At 45.8% G+C, this 574-nt stretch carries 1 protein-coding gene; it reads left to right on the top strand.

Features of this window, described 5'->3' with window-relative positions; translation table 11 throughout:
* Nucleotides 1-106 precede the first annotated feature (106 nt).
* On the top strand, nucleotides 107-574 hold a 468-nt coding region (locus R8O10_RS26620; protein ID WP_318192150.1), incomplete at its 3' end, for a 4-hydroxythreonine-4-phosphate dehydrogenase PdxA.

The following is a 574-nucleotide window of genomic DNA, read 5'->3' as shown; positions in this document are numbered from 1 at the left end:
AATAAAGCTTACCGCATTCTATTCAATCGTAAGTTTAATGAAGAAGCGGGCGCATGGATGCAAGAGCTGCGTGCAAGTGCGTTTGTTGAAATCGTGGATGACAACAATGACAACTAATTCAATTCGCAGAATTGTCGTAACCGCAGGGGAACCTGCGGGCATCGGCCCTGACTTAGTGCTGGCTCTATCAAAAGAAGATTGGGCACACCAGATTGTCGTCTGCGCAGATAAAAACATGTTGCAGGAACGTGCCAAAATGCTTGGCATTGATGTCCAACTCTTTGATTACAATCCTGAAGAAGCACCTAAGGCGCAAAAAGCGGGCACACTTATCGTTGACCACGTTGAAATTTCGGAAAACGCGATTGCTGGTCAACTTAATGAAGCCAACGGCCACTACGTATTAAAAACGCTAGAAAGAGCCGCTTTGGGCTGTATGAATGATGAATTTGATGCTATTGTCACCGGCCCTGTTCACAAGGGGGTGATCAATCGCGCAGGTGTTGCATTCAGTGGTCATACTGAATTCTTTGCCGAGAAATCAAATACACCGTTAGTGGTGATGATGTTGGCA

It is taken from the genome of Vibrio sp. 1727 (assembly GCF_033344415.1).
GTDB lineage: Bacteria > Pseudomonadota > Gammaproteobacteria > Enterobacterales > Vibrionaceae > Vibrio > Vibrio alginolyticus.
This window is presented reverse-complemented; position numbering and strand designations above follow the sequence as displayed.